Origin of the sequence: Coleofasciculus sp. G2-EDA-02 (genome assembly GCF_040226375.1) — a bacterium.
Taxonomy (GTDB): Bacteria; Cyanobacteriota; Cyanobacteriia; order Cyanobacteriales; family Coleofasciculaceae; genus Coleofasciculus.
In genome coordinates, this window is the sequence record NZ_JAVKEW010000209.1 from 1 (window position 1) to 18281 (window position 18281).

Below are 18281 nucleotides of genomic sequence, written 5' to 3' on the forward strand. Positions count from 1 at the left end.
GCGATGGTGGTAGCCATCCGGTTTTACGGGTTCTGTTTAAGAAACGAGGCTGGCGGTAACGGGTTTTACGGTTACGGCGTCCCCTTCTTAATGACCTGCGAGCTAAGAGGGAATCTTTAATTTGTTGCCCTCGGTGTGAGACAACAATTGCGTTTGTTACTCGCCCCGTTTCTTCTTGGACGATTGCAAATCCGGTTACTTTACTACCAGGATCGATTTTGATCCGATGTGGGTGCGTGACTGATTCTTCAACGGTTCTGTCTTGCAGGACAATAGTAAATGGATAGCGCTTGAATACTTTAGCCCTCCCTTTGTTCAGTAATTCTCTTGCTCTCGCTGGATGCGTTGGGTCAAGAGGTTGTAGGTTTTTGTCTAGAACGAAAACTCGCATTACTTTGAGACTCTCATTACTGGTAAAGTTTGCCTCGACAATGTTATCCAACCTTGTTAGGTACAGCTCACTGGCTTAACTCTCTACACCTGTTTAAAACTGTACGACAGAGCCTATAACTGGCACGTATCCTAGGGTGTCATGAGCTGAATAACGTAGTTCTCGTAGAACTTAGTCTGGTCAACTAGAGCCTGTTACTAGAGCCTGTTTTCACAAGCTCCCGCTATAGTTCGCTAGAACTTAGCGGTGAGTTGTTGACAATACATTGCGCTTCTAGAACCATCAAAGCATCAGTCTCGAATACAGTACACTGTTCTGTAAATTTAGACAAGGCGGAAGGTATTCCTGCCTGTAACTGAGTCATCGCGGCTTTGGCTGGGGGATACTGCATCAACCAATTACTACCCACAATATAGTCCGGTGTAAACGCGGCACGATGCACTAAAAAAAAGGTGACGCCATACCGTTGAATAAACTCTTGTACCTGGGATAAATCTGGACTATACTGAGCCTGAATTAAATCAATCGCCCGTCGCCGAATCTGATTATAGTAACCGACATGATAAGGAATCGCATACATCTCACTAACTAAAACAGGCTGCTGGGAAAACGTCGGCAAATTATTCGCTTCTTCATCAAGGGAGGCAATCAGACTAGGCTGGGGTTGTTGAGCCAAAAATTCATATAAACTGGGATATTGACCCTGTTTATATCGAGTCAACGGGAAACTCACAAAACAGGGATATAAAATAAGTGTTGCCCCCAAAAGTGCCGTAACTACCCAAGCGAAATATCTTCTAGAGGGGTAAGAGGTAATCTTTGCCCAATAAACCAAGGAATCCACTACTACCACAAACGCGATCGCACTCGCCAATGCCATAACGATTCGCAGGCTATGGGTAGTATAACGAATAGGCAGATGCAGCCTAAACAAAAAAAGGTGGGCGAGAAAAAACGTCACACCCGCCGTTATCACCATCTCAGGTAAAATAACCACACCACTCCTCACCTGCTTCACCAACCGAAAGCGAGAAGGATAGCGCCACAGCAGGGGCAGTAGCAACCCCAGATACAATAACGGCGGTAGAGACAATCCGCCCAAAAGACTACTACGCTTACCAAACAGCCAAAACTCCCAAGGATTCGCATCAAAAAAAGGGGTTCTCCCCTCTGGCATAAATTCCGGTAACCCTCTCGCCGTAGACGCCGCGATCGCAGGTCCAAATTCACTAGACTGTAAACTGTATGGTAGCAGAACCAGAACCGCCACCACCAATCCCAACCCGCCGAACCAATAATCCCGCCGATTACCCGAAAGACACCACCGCCCCCCTTGCCAGTCTCCCATCTGCAAAATCAGGATTCCCGCACAGATCAACACATACTGAGGATAGAATACCCCCAAAAGCGCGATCGCACCCAAACAAGGAAACAGTGAGCGCCGCAGTAAATAGAACAAAAACGCCAAAACTATCGGATAAACAAACGCTCTCGGCGTACCCGAAACCAGAGTATAGGTTGTCCAAAGATTTTGATTCAAAAATAGAGACGCCGTAAATCCAGCAATTGGCACAGGCAACAATTCCAAACCAATACCAAAACAGTAACCCGTGGTAATCACCCCCAAAATAGTCGGCACCAGCTTATTAAATACCAGCGGATGAATCCCCAAAAGTGCCATACTATGGTAAAGCGTCCCATACCCAACTGGAGCAACCGACTGATAATAATCGGCAATTAAATCATCAGCAAATAACCCTGGCGCTAAAAACCGTTGCATCCAAAATACATGCTGTCTGGCATCACTATCAACCAAATAGTCACTACTAAACGCCTGCTGAAGTGCCAAAAGACTATAAACCACAGAAAACATCAGACTGAGACTCAACCAAAAGATAATCTGATAACGGAATAATCTGCCCTTCCCCCTTCCTCCTTCCTCATTTGTCATAGCATTTTCCGAGAAAAAATTTCCCTCCCCAAAACCGCCAATCCCCCCATTAACATACCGAAAAAACCTCTGCGTTCCTCTGCGCTTCCCTCTGCGTTACTCTGCGTTAAAAAAAAAGCATGAGACAACAAATATAACCCAACAAAATACCAACAACTAATCCCCCAAACAATCCGCCGACAAAACAACCAACCCCTCCCCCTCAAACAGGTTACACCGTTCCATCCTCTCCACCAAAACCGGAACCCCTCCCCCTGCCAGACTCAACCTTGCCCCTATCGCCGCCGACTCATACTCTTGAATCCAAGGATTACCCATCACATACTCCAGCGTAAACGCCCCTCGTTCCACCAACCATAAATCCACCCCATACCGCCGAATAAAATCTTGCACCACTCCCTCATCTAAACTATACTGAGCCTCAATCAAATCAACCGTCCGCTGATAAATTTCATTGTAATAATCCAAATGATAAGGCAACGCATATCCTTCCCCCCCCACTAAAATCGAGCGCTGGGCAAACGTCGGTAGACTATTCGCTTCCTCAGTTAACGAAGCAATCAGCGTATCTTCCGGTTGTTGTTGCAGAAACTTGTAAAGTTCTGGCACATCACCTACCGTGTAACGACTAATTGGAAATGGATAATCATTAGCTTGCAAAATACTGGGATAAAAAAGTAGGATAGCAGCCAAAACCCCCGTAAACCCAATAGCCAAAAGCGGTTTCCCTTTAGTTTGAGCCACCTGTAAAACCGTATCCAATAAAATAGTCAGCGCCACAGCCGCCGCCAACGCCACCAGAATTCGCAAACTGTGTTCTGTATAGCGATTAGGAAGATGTAGCTTAAATAGAAACAAATGAGCAGCGGCAAACATACCCATCGATACCAGCAGCATCTGAGGTAACAGCATAATACCCCCACTCACTCGTTTAACCAAAGGAAACCGAGAGGGATATTTCAACAGAAACGGCAAAGAAAAACTCACCCAAACCTGTGGCGGTACTAAAAGAATCGAATACTTTGCCATCAACCTACACCATTCCGTTGGCAGCATACCACTGCGCTTACCACAAATCCAATAATTCCAGGGGTCAGCATTAAAAAAACTTGACCATCCTTTAGCCGAAAAAGCGGGTAACATCCTCGCTTGTGTTACTGTAATCACAGAACCAAATTCTGAAGAGTTTAAAGCATAGGGTAAGAGAACCGAGAATGCAACTCCTAATCCCCACCCACAGAACCAATAATCTGAGCGCACTACAGATAAGCGAAACCGCCCTTGTTCCCACCGTCCTAGCTGAACAATCAACAATCCAGCTACAATAAAGACACACTGAGGATAAAATAACCCCAAAAGCGCGATCGCGACAAGAGTTGGCAGTAATAACCGTCGCAATAAATAATACACAAAGGCGAGAAACAGAGGATAGACAAAGGCTACAGGTGTAGCCGATACTAAATCATCTCTCATCCAGAGATTTTGATTCAATAGCAACGACGCGATAAACCCGGCAATCGGTACAGGCAAAATTTGTAGAGTAATGCCAAAACAGTAGGCAGTAGCCACTAATCCCAGCCCCAGGGGTAAAATCTTACTTAAAGCCATCGGATCAATTCCTACTGCGGCAAAGAGCCGATAGAATGTAGTATATCCCCAGGGTGCAACCGATTGAAAATAATCGGCAATCAAATCCCCAGGAAACAACTGTGAGTCGAGAAACCGACGCATCCAAAAAATATGTTGCCGCGCATCATCCTGGACAATATACTCATGACTCAAGGCGTTTTGTAGTGCCGGATATGCATAAATAGCCGCAAAAGTCAAGCTCAAACTCAACCAAAACACCTGCTGAGTGCGAGAGACTTTGTTAGTAAGTAGGTGGGAAAAATTAAAGTTAACGGCGGGGATTGTCATTTGTCATTTGTCATTTGTCATTTGCCAGACTCCCTCCCGAAAAGAAGCAAACTACGTCTTATGTAAAAAAGTTTTCAAGGGCAGTAGGGGCGGGTTTCACTATTATCGTTTTTTTTCACAAAAGATGTGACTAAACCCGCCCCAACCAAGGTTTTGACTGTTCCCTGTTCCCTATTCCCCGTCTGAAGACCTAGCATAGAGAATATAGCGCGAATTCCGATAAGCGATCGCGAAATCCAGAAGTTTACAAGAGGAATTAAAGTGTGGTCAACGTTTTAGTTACAGGTGCAGCCGGCTTTATCGGATATCATCTCAGTCAACGCTTACTTGCCCAAGGTGATACCGTAATTGGACTGGATAACCTGAATGCTTACTATGATGTCTCCCTCAAACAAGCCCGACTGGCGCAACTGGAGAACCAACCTGGGTTTCGCTTTTATAAACTAGACTTAGCCGATAGAGAGGGAATTGCCCAGTTATTTGCCCAAGAATCTTTTGAGTTTGTCGTCCATCTGGCGGCGCAGGCGGGTGTTCGCTATTCCCTGAAAAATCCCTACGTTTATGTGGATAGTAACGTGGTGGGTTTTACCAATATCCTGGAAGGGTGTCGCCATGCAGAGATTAAGCATCTGGTGTTTGCCTCATCGAGTTCGGTGTACGGTGCGAATACGAAAGTGCCGTTTTCGGTACAGGATAATGTCGATTGTCCCATTAGCCTCTATGCCGCCACGAAGAAAGCGAATGAATTAATGGCTCATGCCTATAGTCATCTGTATAACATACCCACAACCGGCTTGCGCTTCTTTACAGTTTACGGGTCGTGGTATCGTCCCGATATGGCACTATTTTTATTTACCAAAGCTATCCTCGCCGAGCAGCCGATTAATGTGTTTAACTATGGTCGTATGCAACGGGATTTTACTTACGTTGATGATGTCGTCGAGGGTGTGGTGCGAGTCATGGGTAAGATTCCGCAGCCGAAAGCTTCAGGAAATGCTTCACCAGGATCAAAAAGTTCTGCCCCTTACAAACTCTACAACATTGGCAATAATCAACCGATTGAACTGCTACACCTCATCGAAACCCTAGAACAATCTTTGGGCAAAACTGCTGTGAAAAATATGCTACCCATGCAACCGGGAGATGTGCCGATTACTTATGCGGATGTGGATGATTTAATCCAAGATGTGGGATTTAGACCAAATACGCCCATTCAAGTGGGTGTGGAACAATTTGTTCAATGGTATCGGTCTTATTACAACATTTAGTCTATTTTGTCAATAATTAGATTGAATCGGGGCGGGTTTAGTCACATATTTTGTGCAACAGAAAAGATAGTCGTAAAACCCGCCCCTACACAAGCGCCATTCCTGACTAGCCAGGGACTTGAAGAGAACCTTTTTCATTCCTCTTCTTTTTTGGTTTCGTCATCGTTTTGGATGTTTTCCTCCATCCGTTTAAGCAAGAGTTGTTTGGCTTTGAGAATATCGGATTCGGTGCCATAATGATTGTGATAGTAATAGTAAGACCGGGTGGTATACCCTTTAACGCCATTGGCAACCACTCCGAACACGGTCGCGTTAGAAATTCTCATACTATCTAAGGCTTGCATTAATGCCGAGCGATCGCTCTTACCCAAACCAACCACCATAATTACACCATCAGCGTGAGCCGCCAAGATACGACCATCAGCCAGTCCTAACACAGGTGGTGTATCGTAAATCACCAGGTCAAAAACCGCATGAAATTGCTCCATTAAATGTTGCATCTTCTTAGAACACAGAAGACGACTCGGATCAGGTGGGACTTGACCGGCGGTGAGGACATACAACCGATCCCACATCGGTATGCGTTGGATTGCCTGTTTCGCGGTTAGTCCCGTGGCGATGACATTACTTAAGCCGACTTGATTATCTAGGTTCAAATAGTGATGAACCTGAGGGCGTCGCAAGTCTGCATCCACTAGCAAAACTCGTTGACCCATGGCGGCGGCGGCTTGGGCGAGATGGACGGAAACAGTAGATTTTCCTTCTGAGGGTGTGGCTGAACTAATAATGATGGAGTGAACGGGCGTATCGCTACCCAGAAACCGAATATTAGTCTGGAGCGAACGGAACGATTCTAAAAAAGGAGAAGCATTGTAGTTTCGGGATGGGCGGCGAGATTTTCGCGGGTTGGGGGAAGGGGGCGCTGATGTCGTCTGGGTTAGGTTTGCCGTAGACATCATCTGTTTGAGTTGTTTTTGGTAGGGGATAATGCCCAGTAGGGGAAGTTTGGTTAAGTCTTTAAGTTCATCGGGAGAATGGAAGACATTATCCAAACGTTCCATCAGCAAAGCAACACCCATGCCCAACAATAACCCCGCGATCGCACCCAATGTGATATTCCGCTTGGTATTGGGCCACACGGGGACTTGGGGGACTTGCGGCTTGAGGATAATCTGCCAAGGTAAGGCTTTCTGGGCGGCTTCAATTTCCAGATTTTCCCGTACCGCCAGAAAGCGATTTAAGCTATCGGTGGCGACTTGGAGTTCTCGCTGTAAATCTGTGTAGCGGCGGGCGATGACGGGGATTTGTTTAACCTGGAGGTTGAGCAGTTGAGCGGCTCGCGCGATCGCACTTTGTTTCACTTGCAGGACTTGCAGTTGGTTGGTGGTTTGCACCAGTTGCTGGGTCAATTCCGTGCGAATCGAATTGGGAGAAGCACCGGACACCCCAGCCTCGCTTAGACTGACGCCCAACACATTTTGGGATTCTTGGCTAAGTAAAGGTAACAGATTATCCCGTTTCTGGCGTAAGGCTTGCATCGTGGGACTTTGGGGCGTAAACCGTGCCGATTCTAGGGCAATCTGGGCTTCAAGTTCCGAGAGTTGGTTGAGTAACTGTTGGTAGCGAGGGGCTTCACTGAGGGTAACTGTAGCAACAGCTTGTTGAGGTGATAATCCCAACTGCTGTAGAAGGGTATTATAAAGCGATCGGGTTTCTTGATACTCAACCTGAGTTTGTAACTGCTGCTGTTCAATCGTACTCACCCGTTGGGATAACTCTTGGGCTTGGATTTCCGGGTCAAGCAGGTTGTGTTGTTGGCGAAAGTCTTGCAGTTGTCCTTGCAGCTTATTCACGCGATCGCGCAGCATGGGTAACTGGTCATCGACAAACATAATTCCCTGTTTCAGGTTCAGTTGTCGCTCTTGTAAAGAGTAGCGCAGATATCCTCTGGCGACTTCGTGTAAAACCCGCCGTACTCTTTCCGGGTCAGTATCTCGATAACGCCCTTCTAGGATTTTGGTTTCCCCCAGTCGGCTAACGATGAGCTGATTCATTAAGGAATCATAGCTTACCAACGGATAGTGCTTTTGGATCTCCTGGACAATAGCGTCCATTAGCTGAGGAGAGCGTAACACCTGAATCTGGGTATCGTAATCCAGTGCCGAATTCCGTCCCTCACCGCCACCCACCACTTCCGTGAGTCTGTCTAAGTCTCCTTCCTTAGTAACCGGTTCAACCAGCAGTTGAAACTTGCTCTCATACTTAGGGGTCTGATTCAACGTCCAAAAACTGATCCCCGAGGTTACCGCGATCGCGACTCCAGCAATTACTAAAGCACGACGCCGAATCACGTTGACCAACTGGCGCAATGTCCATTCATCAGGAGCAGGTTCCGGAGGTGGAGTCCGGTAGACTAGCGGTGGTGAATACTTTGGGTGTTTCCCATTGCCATTGGGTGATAATGGTTCCTGAATCTGACCAATCTCCATCTTCCCCCTACTCCTTCTGCGTGGATTGAGCGCGTTTGTCAAAAAATCATTTTACCTTGTTTAATTGTGTATCAGGTTGGCTCAAAATCGTCACGAATCCCGCTGAAATTTACAAATTTGATAGGAGTAGGGAATCAGCCCTTAACCATCAACTCTTGATTCCCTATCTGTCCTAGAACACCGATTCAGTCATTCAATTATCTACTGAAATTCCTCAAAAACGGTAACACAAGCGACAATATCTCCCCTTTTTCCTGTAGAGACGTGTCATGGCACGTCTCTACAGCAGCCAACCGACGCTCTAAAATCCAAAAAATCTAAACACAGAGAACACGCTGCCAATCGGACTAACAATTGTTCCCAAAGTATCCGTGACTCTGGTCAAACCGGAACGTCTGACAATAATCACATCATTGGGGCGCAATGGCGGATTGCTTTGATCGTTAACATCGGCAGTAAAATCCACCTCGATTTCCCGTTTTCTAACGGTACCATTCGGTTGGAGACGAACCAACTCCACAGAACTCTTACGGGCGCGACGGTTATCAAATCCGCCCGCCGCTAGCAGGGCTTGATTCAAGGGGGCGTTAGCGGGGACGGAGACTGCACCCGGTTTCTCGACTTCTCCCACCACATTTACATTGATAATTGCCGCTGAGAAGCTTGCTGATGCCAATTCCGTGGCTTCTGAAGCGGTCAGGGTTTCGGCTTCGGGGACTCTAATCGTATCTCCCTGTTGCAAAATCACATCTTCAGAGAGATCTCCCTCTTGTAAAAGGTCCCACAGATTTATGACAAGTACTTGCTCAGTACCATCTCTGGTGGTGCGTCGCACTTCCACGTTACGAATATCAGCAGATTGAGTAATACCTCCGGCGACTTGGATGGCTTGAGTTACCGTTGGCGGTTCTGTATTGTTATTGTTATTGTTACCGCTACTACCACCACGGGCGCTGTCAGCCGTAGCGGCTCCCGATGTGGCGGCTGTCACAGTATAAGGACCTGGACGCACCACTTCCCCGACTACGGCAACTTTAATCGGCTTTACCGCCTCTGGTGAAAAACTCGCTGTTGCCAGTTGACGGCTTTCCAGGGGGTCAATGCCGGTGGTGGTGGGGATTAAGATTTCATCACCATCCCGCAAGGTCACGTCTTGGGATAGATCACTATTTTGCAATAAGTCCCAGAGATTAACCGTATAGGTTTGTCGGGTAGCTGGGTTCATCCGGCGGCGGATTTGTACGTTTCGCACATCAGCCGAGCGGCTAATTCCGCCAGCAAGCTGAACCACTTGAGTCACGGTGGGAAATTGTTGCCCTTCGTTGAGGGTGACGCTGTAGGAACCCGGACGACTGACTTCCCCGGCGACCGCAATTTTTAGGGGGCGAGCATCAATCAGGCTTAGAGTGACTAAGGGACGTCTCACATAGGGAGCGTATCGCCCAGAAATTCGTTGAGTGGCAGCATTAATGGTTAACCCTTCTACAGGAATACTGCCAGCAACGGGTAAATTGAGGGTGCCATCGACTAAAACCTGGTATTCCCCACTGTATTCTGGAACATCAAAGAGCGTCACGCCCACGCGATCGCCCGGTCCTAGGGTATAGGGTAAATCGGGTGGTGGATTCGTCACTGTCGTGGGTGCAGAGGGCGAAAATGTGGGGACTTGCGCCATTCCCGGAAGCGGTGCGGTTACGGCAAAAAAGGCAAATAAGGTTAAACCTGCCACAGATGGTGTTAAATGCTTGCTCAAGTTGATCCTCCAGATCCCTATGGTGCGAAAATTGTCAATGGGTCTTTTAATTCTCAGTTTAGTCATATTTATTACAGATGTCTTAGATCATTCGTGATTAGCTCCCATTACCGTTGAAGCTAATTGACACGAAAAAGTTCATACCCGCAGAACGTTAGAGTCTCCTGAGAAACTGTTCCACACTTTGAGCCCAACGTTTTTTATCAACCGTGACAAGTAAGTTGTGTCCAGCGCTCGGAAATAAAACCAGTTGCTTAGCACCCTGAACATTCTGGAGTATCTGCTCAATTTCGGTCATCGTCGTCCACTTATCCAGCTGCCCATGTAATATCAATGTCGGACAGTTTACGCTTTTAGCATACACCGCTGGATTGTGAGAAAAGCCATTAAATCCATGTTGAATACTCCCCCAGAAAACAAAGAGTTCCGCTGTGGGAAAGGGCGGAAGATGGATAGAGGGCAATCGACTCCTCACCGCATTCAAAAGGTTGGCAAAGGGAAGTTCTAGAATAATCGCCTCAGGTGCAATATTTTCTTGGGCTATGGCTCTCAAAATAGCCGCTGTTCCCATGGAGACTCCATAGAGAACGATGGGACGTTTCAGATTTAACTGTTGAGCATAATTAACGGCAAAAGCTACATCTTTGGCTTCCCGCACTCCAACCGTTGTTTTATTGCCACTTGACCCTCCTACGCCTCGGAAATCGACTAAAAGCGAGTCATAGTTTAAGGCGTTAAAGACTTGCGCGGGTGGGAGTAATTGTGTGCCTTTACTTCCGCCATTACCTGGAAATAATAGTATGGTTCCTTTCGAGGCAGAATATTTGGCAGGAATGAACCAGGTTTCTAACCATTCTTTTTGATTGATGGGAATCTGTTGGGTAACATACTGCAACCCAATAACACTGGGATTTCTGGTATTATGGGGTCGAGGAATGCCTAAAGCCTGTTGTCCGGGAGCGCTAAAGTGAGTTAAAGTGTAGGCGCCGATGTACGCGATCGCGTTAATCCCAATTAGCACAACCAACACCCCTACCACAATCGATCTCTTCCAGCGTCGCCTCCAGAGTTCAGCGATAAAGAAACACGCCAATCCCCCACCACCCAGGAAAACACCGACAGGCTTTAAGGGAAACAACCAGGCGTTGATTATACCAATCTGATGGCATATATATAGAAAGATTACCAGCAGGATTAATCCGATTAGACTGGTACAACCTGTTTTGAGTAGGAGTCTTTGAACGGCTGATTGAGTCTTCACGATTTTTGGGGATTAGATTTCATCACAAAGACGTTTCAGGTTTGACAAAGCTGTTGTCTTTGTCGTTATCCTGCCCAAAAATTATACCAATTTCAACCCATTAAAGAATTCTCTAATCCCGCATCACTGACAAACTCGGCTAACCCTAAATAACGAATCCCTTGGGGATTCGTCTCAAAACGACAGGGTAACACCTCAAGCCCCTGGAGAACCGCCTCTCGCAAGAGTTTGCCATAAACGGGGTCAGTAATATCACCCGGGCTAAAGCGATCGCAGTCCCCCCGATTGATAAAATAAAGCATGATCGCCTTGGCTTGGGGCAATAACTTCTGGAGTTCTTGCAGGTGCTTTTGTCCCCTTGTGGTAACAGTGTCGGGAAATAAGGCTAAGGTTCCCTGCGCCCAAGTCGTATTCTTGACTTCCAAATAGATGGGAGGCGCGTCATTCTCCCCCGTTAGCACAAAATCAACCCGACTTTTCCGGTTTTCACCATAAACCACTTCTGGGCGAATTTGGCTGTAGCGATTGGCTAATTCCGGAATTAGCTTTTGTTCCAGGATAATCTTCATCACCCGATTCGGGAGTGCGGTATTAATCCCTACCCAAGTCGGTTGGGTGTCATTGACTTGGATCATCTCCCAGGTGTAGGCTAACTTTCGCTTGGGATTATTACTGTGAGATACCTGAACTAAACTTCCAGGGGTGGAAACCCCTGTCATTGGACCGGTATTCGGACAGTGGGCGATGATTGTTTCCCCTGATGTAAGCTGAATATCGGCAAAAAACCGCTTATAGCGTCTGAGTAACGTCCCCCTCTCTAATGTCGGGTAGGTGTAAATCCAATTGGAGTTATCGTCCATTAATTTAAGCGAACTGTTCACATTACTTAATAAGTATATTAAAATAACTTAACATGCAATAACATTCAATGGACTCAAAATGGCTAACTCAGACCAACGGAAACAGCGGATCATGGAACACATCAAACGCTCGATTACGATTCCTCAGCAAGGCTTTTCGATGAGTTCAGATGCTAAAAAGCAACAGATTATGGATCATATCAAAATGACACGAGGTTAAACCTTCACAGCAGAAGTTTCCCATTAGTTCTCTCCTGGGCGGGTTTTACCGATAACCTTTTGGAAAAAACTGACCATAAAACTCCAGAGAATTTGGGTGATCCTGCTAGTTTATTCCAGAGAACCGGCGGATTTGGTATAACTGGGGATTTAAGCCTAGGCTGAAACGCTAGTAGAGACGTAGCATCCTACGTCTCTACATTACCTATTGTGACACCGATCCCCGCTATACAGGCGGTTTGGTTAAACGGGAACAATAACGCTCCTCAACAATTGTAGATTTAGAGGACATCTTTACCGATTTATGGTGCGAGGTTTGGGAAACAACCTCATTTTCAGGATGGATAGTAATTTGCTTACAAACTAATTGCTGGCTTCCGGGGCGAATAAAATCCCATGTATAAACTTGAGTATCAGGGACTGTCGCTTGCGCTGGAGCTAGTCTGAAAGTGGCTGATAATACTAGCCCTAAAATAAATAAAACGACAAGTACGGTTTTCCGCATTGATTTCTCTCAGTTGACTGAGTTCAAATTAATTTTGCTCTCTACTCTCTATTATATCTAATATATCTAAGTAGTCGGACAAAATTAAAGTTACCTTACAACCCCATACGGCAAGAGATAAGCTCTAATTTAATTTTTTATCGCCATAGTTACACGCCTTACGTCTCTACAGCCTCCTCCAGCTCCCCCAGCTCCCAGACGTAGCATGCTACGTCTCTACAACCCCAGCTCCCAGACGTAGCATGCTACGTCTCTACAACCCCAGCTCCCCCAGCTTCTTCCACCCTAGATATCTTCACCAAAATTCATCCCTCATCCCTCATAGTCAAAAAAACCCCCTTTTGCTGGAGTTGCGCCAAGGAACGGTTAAGATAAATTTGAGCAATCGTATCTTGGGGATTAATTCTCAAAACCTCTTCAAACCGCTGTTTCGCTTTGCCAAACGCTTGCTTGGCGTAGAGAAACAACCCCTCTTCAAAAATTGAGATTGTGGCTAACTTGCCCTCCTTAATTTTTAATGAATCTCCATCAAACACTTCAAAAACTGCCACCGCTTTTGACTTGCCTTTTACCTTAACCTGCTCCACAAAGCGGAGGCTGTACTCTGTTGGGTTATGTAAACGAGTCAACGTCTGTCCCGATATTAATAACGACACCTTATACTGTTTTGTTAATCCCTCCAAGCGAGCCGCTAAATTAACATCATCACTAATCACCGTACTATCTATCCGGTGTTTTCCCCCAACTGTACCCAGCATCAACGAGCCGGTATTAATACCAATGCCAATTTTGATCGGGGTATAACCCGATTGCAGACGACGCAAATTATACTCATACAACCGCTGTACCATAGAAATTCCGGCTTGAACCGCGTCATCAGCAATACCACTAAATAGTGCCATAATCGCATCGCCCATATATTTATCAATAAAGCCATGATGTTCGATAATGGCTGGCTCCATCCGCTTTAAAAAATCATTAATGAACTTGAAATTTTCCTGAGGATTCATCCGTTCCGAGAGGGTGGTAAAATCACGAATGTCCGAGAAAAGGACTGACATTTCTTGCTGGACTTGATCGCCTAATTCTACATCAACGACACTTTTTTTATTTAAGATCTGTAAGAATTGACTGGGGACAAAACGGGAAAAAGATTGATTGAGTTGAAACAGTTCATTTGTGAACTTAATTCGCTCCGCCTCCGCTTGTTTGCGAGATGTAATATCTTCCACAAAGCCCTGATAGTAAAGTGGAGTTCCAGACGCATCATAAACAATACGGGAATTCTCACTAATCCAGATAATTGTGCCATTTTTGCGGCAGATCATTGACTCAAACTCACACACAACACCATGCTGCTGCATAAGTGTCATAAATTCCTGACGCCGACGGGGATCAACGTACAAGTGATGCTGAATACTGTTAAGGATTGCGATCAATTCTTGGGGGGAATCGTAGCCGTAGATGTGGGCTAAAGCGGGGTTAGCACTGAGATAACTGCCATCGAGAGCAATCTGAAAGATTCCTTCTTGGGCATTTTCAAAGATAGAGCGATATTTTTGTTCTGCCTTCACCAGTGCAGCTTCAGCTTGTTTGCGTAAACGCAGCTCATAATAAACATCGCTAATATCTCGACCTTCAACAATCAAAAAGTTAATACTACCATTTTCATCAATAATCGGTTTAATCGAAAAATCAATCGTAGCAATGCACTTTTGTGCGCCCAAAATATCAACTTCATAACGGATGAATTTACCGCTAGCAGCTTGAGAAATGGCTAATTTTAACTGATTTTGAGTTTGGGAAGAAATAGTCCACCAGTAACACGCCCACAAGGGTTTTCCTGCCACATCATCTAAATGTAACTCACCTAAATTAAGGGCAGTTTGGTTGACTTCTAGGACAATTCCATCAACACTCAGCATCCCCGTAAACTGAAATGTATGATTAAAAATTGCCCGAAATTTTAGCTCACTAGCACTGAGTAATTTGACAGATTGTTTTAAATCCTGATTCAACTGTTTAAGTTGGGCATTTTGTTCAGCCAGTTTTTTATCTTGAAGATAACTATTGATTGCTTCTTTTACTGTCAAAATTAGGTCTGAAGCCTGCCAAGGCTTAGCGATATAACGATAGAGTTTAGCATAATTAATTGCATTGCCTATGGCTTCAATATCAGCTTGTCCAGTTAGCATAATTTTTATTGTTTTTTTGGGTTTAATGTGTCATAAATAATTTGGCTAATATGGTCTAATTTTAAAGGAGATAACGTAATACAGTTAACCGTCGCTCCTTGTTTTTTCAATCCATCCAGTGTCATCATCAACGGATGAGTCGCGCTGACTTCATTATCCCGATAGGCACCGATTAAAAATAGATAATGTATCTCGCTATCAGTCATAATAAGTTGAATTAACTTGAGCGTCGCCAAGTCTGCCCACTGCAAATCATCGATAAAAATAACTAACGGATGTTCGGGTGAGCAAAATGTCTGAATGAATTTTTGGAAGACAATATTAAAACGATTTTGGGCTTCTTGTGACCCTAATTGTGGCACCGCAGGCTGTTGACCGACAATCCGTTCGACTTCAGGAATTACATCAATAATCACCTGACCATTTGTCCCTAAAGCGGCTAATAGTTTTTCTCGCCATTGATTGAGTATGGCTTCGCTTTCTGTCAAAATTTGCTGTACCAATTCCTTAAAGGCGCTGACAATAGCTGAGTAGGGAACTTTGCCTTGAAACTGGTCAAATTTGCCCGATATAAAATAGCCGCGTAGTCGAGTGTTAGGTTTATGAATTTCGGCGATTAAGGATGATTTCCCAATGCCAGAATACCCCGCCACCAGCATCATCTCGATGGGGGTATCTGCGGATTTTTGGGTTTCCTTGTCGTCTCGATTCGCGACGCGATCATAAGCGGCGAGCAAGGTTTCCACTTCCGCTTCTCGCCCATAGAGTTTTTGGGGAATTTGGAATTGATCGAAAATATCTTGAGAACCGAGAGGAAAGTCTTCAATTGTTCCAGTTTCAGTTAATTGTCTCAGACAGGTTTGCAAATCAGCGACAATTCCCCAAGCACTTTGATACCGTTCTTCGGCGGTTTTTGCCATCAGTTTGATGACAATATTCGCAACGGTTTGCGGAATGGTTTCCCATCGGTGCGTCCCGACTAATTCGTGGGGAGGTGTTGGGACTTTTGCTATATGACAATGGACTAATTCCATGGCATCTTTTGTCTCAAATGGCAGCTTTCCGGTTAGCAGTTCATAGAGGGTGACACCTAGGGAGTAAAAGTCTGTGCGATAGTCTAGAGAACGATTCATCCGCCCGGTTTGTTCGGGGGAAATATAGGCTAATGTTCTTTCTAAGACATGAGGATTTTTGAGTGTGGTATTTTCGCGGGTAAGCTGGGTGGAGATACCAAAGTCAATGATTTTGAGTTGTCCGGTTTCGGGGTTAAAGACAATATTGCTTGGGTTAATATCTTTGTGAATGACATGAACAGCGTGAATCTGTGCTAAAGTTTCCGCTATTGTGAGCGCAATTTTGAGAAAGTCCCGCAGGGGTAGAGACGAGGATGTCTTTGTCAGGTTACTCATCCACTGCTGTAAGGATTCACCGCCAAAATCCTCTAAGATGATTACTAAGGTTCTCTGATAGGGTTGGATATTATATGCCTTAACCACGCCATCGATATTAGATGGTGGGTGATTTCATACTCTTGTCGATAGCGAGTCAACTCTTGGGGTGTGGGATAGTCTTGTTTGAGAAGTTTGAGAATGACAGGTTTGTGTTCCTCTGGTTGAATACCGCGATAAACTATGGTATTGACACTTTCGTAGAGTTGGGAGAGAATGCGGTAATTGGCAATTTTTAAGGCGGTGTTATTCGTCATAGGTTGTGTGAATAGGAAATCGAGGGCAGAGAGTTGACAAAAACAATATAATGTGGTGAAAATAGAGCCGTCGCGATATAAATTTAGCCGTCGAACTGAAAAATCTGGGCGCGAATATGACTCTATGAGTTCTCCTAGGGAGTAGACGAATGCCCGACTCTTCACCAACGATGATAAATGACACCCTAAAATGAAGCGTTAGTTTGACTTCTCCCCCGGTTAAAACGCGGGGGATTCTAAGAGGATACTACGGGACGGGCTGAAGCCGCGTCCCGACCTTTTGTCTTCTTAGAGTTCCAGAGGAAAACTCTGGATGGCGCAGTCAAGAACGCCCTACAGACCTTGGCTAGGTCAAGACCTAGCTGTATCTCTACTTTGCGGAGGATATTAGCAGCACCGTTAGCATCGGCGTTGACAAATTCTCCATTTTTGGTGCGGTACATTCCTCGTTTTACTCGCTTCCCACTAGCCTTCCACCCTTCCGGGCCTGAGCCGAATACAGGCAGAGGATCGTTGTCGATAAAACTCGCTTTAGAGGTATAACTTTCTTCAGTTTCTACGAACTGAATTCCATATTGTTCGCACAGTTGCTCAATCCTATTTTTAAGACGAGCGGTAGGAATTTGAACAAACTCTTGATTCGTCTTTTTCCCCAGCTCAATCCCATTTTTATTGTGTCGATTCCAACCGAAAACGACTGTTCCAATTCGATGTTGGAGGCAATGGTTGATAACTATACGAGCGGCTTTGTTAACTGCATCTCTTACTTGCCTATTGCGCCTTTCTGCAAGAGAGGCTAATTCTTCATTCCAAAACCCTTGAGCTTTCCCCACCTTAATGGTTGCAACCCGTTTGTTGTAGAGCTGATTAAGACTCTTTAGTTTACGTCCATCAACAATAAAGCTGGTTCCTACATTAGAAACACAGGTCATCCAGTTGTTGAGTCCGGGGTCGATTCCTAGTACCCGTGAGGGGTCTACATCTGCTGTTACAGAAGGCAGGAGGTAGACAAACTCAGCATAGAAGCAGCCGTTGCGGGGAAGGATTCTCAGCTCTTTGATGTCTTTGAAGGCAAGATTAGATGGCTTATGGATGAAGAAATTTGCTATCTTGAACCATGTCTTGACTAGCGTTCCTAGCGGTATTCTGATTTGACCATCTTTAATCTTCAAAGCTTGTTTAGGATAACTGACAACAGAAAGACCGCCCTTCTTTAAATACTTAGGTAGTCTAGGATTGTCCGCTATCTTTCCTTTTCTGAACGCCTTCATCAACCCATCAAACGACTTGAAAGATTCACTAACTGTTCTCAGTGCTTGTTGAGCTGCTTGAGAGTATAGAGCTTGGAAGTGCTTGTTGTTTTTATACTCCTTTTCTAAGTCGTATTTACCGATAATCCGCCGACGCTTAAACCAGAGTTGACGAGCATAATAAATACCGCAGTTCATTAAGTTATTCGCTTCAGCGCAAATAAACTCTAAAACTGCGGCTACCTCTTGCTCTGGATTTAACAATACTTGTTGACAACCGTACAATAACATCACCTCCAATTTTATGGTTATATTATATCACTTAAGGAGGTTATCGCGGGATAAATCCCACTGTCTTTACGACTTGCTCGGTTTCATCCCTCGGATAAATCACGAGGGAGCCTGCACCATCGCTTATGACGTAATACAGCAACCGTAAACTCTTGTCCTTCCAGACGCCAGATGTTGCATCTGCACTAGCTTCCCTGTAGTCTAAATCAAAACCCTTTTAATTGAC

12 protein-coding genes and 1 pseudogene are annotated in these 18281 nt (G+C 45.3%); 2 read left to right on the forward strand and 11 right to left on the reverse strand.

The genetic code is table 11. The features are described from left to right. The 3 genes from iscB to RLO19_RS24530 all read right to left on the reverse strand — a co-directional run. Positions 1–391, reverse strand: a 391-nt coding sequence (iscB, locus tag RLO19_RS24520) for an RNA-guided endonuclease IscB (RefSeq protein WP_446360062.1), incomplete at its 3' end; no start/stop codon positions are given. A 223-nt stretch (positions 392–614) separates the two neighbouring features. After that, positions 615–2342, reverse strand: coding sequence for a hypothetical protein (locus tag RLO19_RS24525; RefSeq protein ID WP_446360014.1), 1728 nt, complete (start codon positions 2340–2342; stop codon positions 615–617). A gap of 156 nt (positions 2343–2498) precedes the next feature. Then, entirely contained in the window at positions 2499–4259 is a 1761-nt protein-coding gene (locus RLO19_RS24530; RefSeq protein WP_446360015.1) for a hypothetical protein, read from the reverse strand. A 263-nt stretch (positions 4260–4522) separates the two neighbouring features. Here RLO19_RS24530 and RLO19_RS24535 point away from each other — a divergent pair, with 263 nt between their 5' ends. Then, positions 4523–5527: an NAD-dependent epimerase gene (locus tag RLO19_RS24535; protein WP_446360016.1), complete on the forward strand. Its 1005-nt coding sequence runs from the start codon at positions 4523–4525 to the stop codon at positions 5525–5527. 134 nt (positions 5528–5661) lie between these two features. On the opposite strand, the gene RLO19_RS24540 is transcribed toward RLO19_RS24535, so the two are convergent. The 4 genes from RLO19_RS24540 to sfsA all read right to left on the reverse strand — a co-directional run bounded on the left by RLO19_RS24540 (position 5662) and on the right by sfsA (position 11890). Next, a complete protein-coding gene (locus RLO19_RS24540) occupies positions 5662–8016 on the reverse strand; it encodes a GumC family protein (RefSeq protein WP_446360017.1) in 2355 nt (784 codons plus the stop codon). A gap of 301 nt (positions 8017–8317) precedes the next feature. Further along, complete coding sequence (locus RLO19_RS24545) at positions 8318–9769, reverse strand: polysaccharide biosynthesis/export family protein (protein ID WP_446360018.1); 1452 nt, start codon at positions 9767–9769, stop codon at positions 8318–8320. A 154-nt stretch (positions 9770–9923) separates the two neighbouring features. After that, on the reverse strand, positions 9924–11030 hold the full coding sequence (locus tag RLO19_RS24550) for an alpha/beta hydrolase (protein WP_446360019.1): 1107 nt from the start codon (positions 11028–11030) through the stop codon (positions 9924–9926). 92 nt (positions 11031–11122) lie between these two features. Beyond that, on the reverse strand, positions 11123–11890 hold the full coding sequence (gene sfsA, locus RLO19_RS24555; RefSeq protein WP_446360020.1) for a DNA/RNA nuclease SfsA: 768 nt from the start codon (positions 11888–11890) through the stop codon (positions 11123–11125). Between the two features lie 79 nt (positions 11891–11969). Here sfsA and RLO19_RS24560 point away from each other — a divergent pair, with 79 nt between their 5' ends. Then, positions 11970–12110 (forward strand): hypothetical protein, encoded by a 141-nt coding sequence (locus RLO19_RS24560; protein ID WP_446360021.1) that lies wholly within the window; start codon positions 11970–11972, stop codon positions 12108–12110. 225 nt (positions 12111–12335) lie between these two features. Here RLO19_RS24560 and RLO19_RS24565 read toward each other — a convergent pair whose 3' ends face one another. The 4 genes and pseudogenes from RLO19_RS24565 to RLO19_RS24580 all read right to left on the reverse strand — a co-directional run bounded on the left by RLO19_RS24565 (position 12336) and on the right by RLO19_RS24580 (position 18049). Next, on the reverse strand, positions 12336–12614 hold the full coding sequence (locus tag RLO19_RS24565; protein WP_446360022.1) for a hypothetical protein: 279 nt from the start codon (positions 12612–12614) through the stop codon (positions 12336–12338). A 305-nt stretch (positions 12615–12919) separates the two neighbouring features. After that, on the reverse strand, positions 12920–14809 hold the full coding sequence (locus RLO19_RS24570; protein WP_446360023.1) for a PAS domain S-box protein: 1890 nt from the start codon (positions 14807–14809) through the stop codon (positions 12920–12922). Between the two features lie 20 nt (positions 14810–14829). Beyond that, positions 14830–16514 (reverse strand): annotated as a pseudogene (locus RLO19_RS24575) (ATP-binding protein); the annotation flags it as partial. Between the two features lie 236 nt (positions 16515–16750). Continuing rightward, positions 16751–18049 (reverse strand): RNA-guided endonuclease InsQ/TnpB family protein, encoded by a 1299-nt coding sequence (locus RLO19_RS24580; RefSeq protein ID WP_446360063.1) that lies wholly within the window; start codon positions 18047–18049, stop codon positions 16751–16753. Between the last annotated feature and the right edge of the window lie 232 nt (positions 18050–18281).